This is a genomic window from Burkholderia sp. Se-20373, from assembly GCF_017104705.1.
In the GTDB taxonomy this organism is placed as follows: Bacteria; Pseudomonadota; Gammaproteobacteria; order Burkholderiales; family Burkholderiaceae; genus Burkholderia.
Genome location: NZ_JAAGPH010000302.1, coordinates 1 through 2,765, shown reverse-complemented (window position 1 = coordinate 2,765; position 2,765 = coordinate 1). Strand labels below are relative to the sequence as shown.

The window sequence follows — 2,765 nt, the reverse complement described above, 5'->3', positions numbered from 1 at the left end:
GCACGGCCGCGAGCGCCTTGTCGTCATGCAGCACGGCTTTCTCCGCGATCTGCTGCGGCGACGGCACGAACGCGCGGCTTTCCGCGGGAATCACGGCCTTGCCGTTCACGGGGCCGTTCAGGACGTCGGCCGCCATCCGGCCCTGTACGCCCGCGTCGAGCGAATGATTGATGAACGCGTGGATCAGGTCGAGGTCGCCGGGGTGCGCCTTCGGGATCACGGTGAACATCAGCTGCGTCGCGAAGCCTTCCTTCATCCCGTACGTCACGCCCATCTTGTAGTCGGGCTTGCGGATCTGGTCCGGGAAGAACGCGGGCGAATAGATGCCGCCGAGGTCGAGCGAGCCCGTGCGGAACAGGTCGGCGACCTGGTTCGGGTTCTCGCCGAGGGTCATCACGCGGTCCTTCAGTTGCGCGAGCTTCCGGAATCCCGGATCGATGTTCTGCTGCGATCCGCCGGCCAGCTTCGCCGCGATGATCGCGAGGTCGACCGCTTCGGCCCACTCGGGTGGCGGCAGAAACAGACGGCCCGCATACTTCGGATCCCACAGCGCCTCGTAGCTCGACGGTGCGCTCTTCACGGTTGCCGTGTTGTAGATCAGCCCGTCCGACCACAGCAGGTAGCCGATGCCGAAGCCGTTCGCGCCGGTGCGGTACTGCGGCGCGACGTCCTTCAGGTTCGGCAGCCGGTTCAGGTCGGGTTTCGCAAGCAGGCCCGCTTCCGCGAGACCGGCCGCGCCGACGCCGGCCAGCGTGATGACGTCGTAGGTCGGCCGCTCGCCCGCGGCCTTGACCTTCGCGACCATCCCCGACGTGCCGTCCGCGCGATCGGCGATCACGCGTGCGCCGGTCTGCTTGCTGAAGCTTTCCGCGATGTTGCGCAGCGCGGCCGCGCCGGTATCGTCGGACCACGTGAGCAGGCGCAGCGTCTTGCCTGCGAAACCGCTCGTCTGTGCCTTCGCAGTACTGATGAATGGCATCGGAAGGGCGGATGCTGCGAGCGCCGTGCCGAGGGTTTTGATCACCTGCCTTCTGCCCGCCTTGAAGTGTTGCATGGCCGTCTCCTGATGAACGATGCCGTGTGGTTCGATGCCGGGCGCCGACTGCGGCGCGGGGTGTGGATGAACTGTAGGGAGGTCAAATTTCCGCAACAAACGAAATATCCGCATGCGCGGCATGACATAAACGCATGGCCCGGCGACCTTAGCCGGCCGGCATCATGACCTGCTTGATCTCCTGGAATGCGGCGAGACCGAACGGGCCGAGTTCGCGTCCGATGCTGCTGCGCTTGTAGCCGCCCCATGAGGTTTGCGGATAGATCAGCTGTGGCGTGTTGATCCACACGACGCCCGCCTCGAGTGCGTCGGCAACCCGCCTGGCGCGTGCCGTGTCGCGTGTGACGACGGTGGCGACGAGCCCGTATTCGGTATCGTTGGCGGCCGCGATCGCATCGTCCTCGGTGTCGAATGCGCGGACACACAGCACCGGTCCGAAGATTTCTTCACACCATAGCGGGCTGTCGGTCGGCACGTCGGCGAACAGGGCCGGTCGGATGAAATAGCCGGGGCCGTCGAGCGCCTGGCCGCCCGTCACGAGCCGCGCGCCGTCGGCTAGGCCCCGCGCGATGTGGCGTTTCACCCGTTCGTATTGCGCGCGGTTCGTCAACGGGCCCATCTGCACGCCGGGGGCGAACGGCGGCCCGACGACGGTCCCGTCGATGCGCCGCGCGAGGCGCGCGATCAGGTCGTCGGCGAGCGGCGCGGCGACGAGCACCCGCGAGGTCGCCGAACACATCTGCCCGGCGTTGAACAGGCCGCCGCCCGCGACGAGTTCGACCGCGTGATCGAGATCGGCGTCGTCGAACACGATGATCGACGACTTGCCGCCGAGTTCGAGGCCGACGCCCTTGATCGTGTCGGCGGCCGTCTTCATGACCTGCGCACCGACGGCGGTGCTGCCGGTGAACGACACCTTCGCGACGCGCGGATGCGCGCACAGGCGGGCGCCGACGTCGTGCCCGGTGCCCGTCACGACGTTCAGCACGCCGGGCGGCAGCCCCGCTTCGGCGGCGATCGCGGCAAGCTCGAGCTCGGGCAGCGGCGTGATCTCGGACGGCTTCAGCACGACGGTGCAGCCGGCCGCGAGCGCGGGCGCGAGCTTCCATGCGGTCGTCACCATCGGGAAATTCCACGGCACGATCAGCGCGGCGACGCCGGCCGGCTCGCGCCGGATCCACGCGCGATGGTCGGCATCGGGCAGCGCGATCTCGGTTTCGCCGTCGGTGTCGAGGCGCTCCGCGAGGCGCGCGTAGTAGTCGAAGGTGGCGATCACGTCCGCGACGTCGATTTCGGCTTCGGCGAACGGCTTGCCGTTGTTGAGCGACTGCAGGGTGGCGAGCCGCGCGCGGCGTGCGTCGACGCCGCGTGCGATCGCGCGCAGCAGCGCCGCACGCGTGGCGCCCGTCGTGCGTTTCCAGCCGGGAAACGCGCGCGATGCGGCTTGCACGGCGTGCTCGACGTCCGCCTCGCCGCCTGCGCCGACGTTGGCGAGCACGGCTTCCGTCGACGGATCGACGACGGGCAACGTCGCGCCGTCGGCGCTCGCCCGCCAGGACCCGTCGATGAAGTGGCGCGTGTGCAGCGGCGGAAGCGAGCGAGGAACTGCTCGAGAAGTACCTGCACGACCATGAATCGCTGACCGAGGACGAGATCAAGGCCGCGCTGCGCAAGCGCACGATCGCGAACGAGATCGTGCCGATGCTGTGCG

At 68.5% G+C, this 2,765-nt stretch carries 2 protein-coding genes; both read right to left on the bottom strand.

Annotation, left to right across the window (positions count from 1 at the left end):
• A partial coding sequence (locus G3N96_RS38235) for an extracellular solute-binding protein (protein WP_206140443.1) occupies positions 1–1,054 on the bottom strand: 1,054 nt, incomplete at its 3' end.
• Positions 1,055–1,202: 148 nt separating this feature from the next.
• Entirely contained in the window at positions 1,203–2,639 is a 1,437-nt protein-coding gene (locus G3N96_RS38230; RefSeq protein ID WP_206140444.1) for an aldehyde dehydrogenase family protein, read from the bottom strand.
• Positions 2,640–2,765 lie beyond the last annotated feature (126 nt).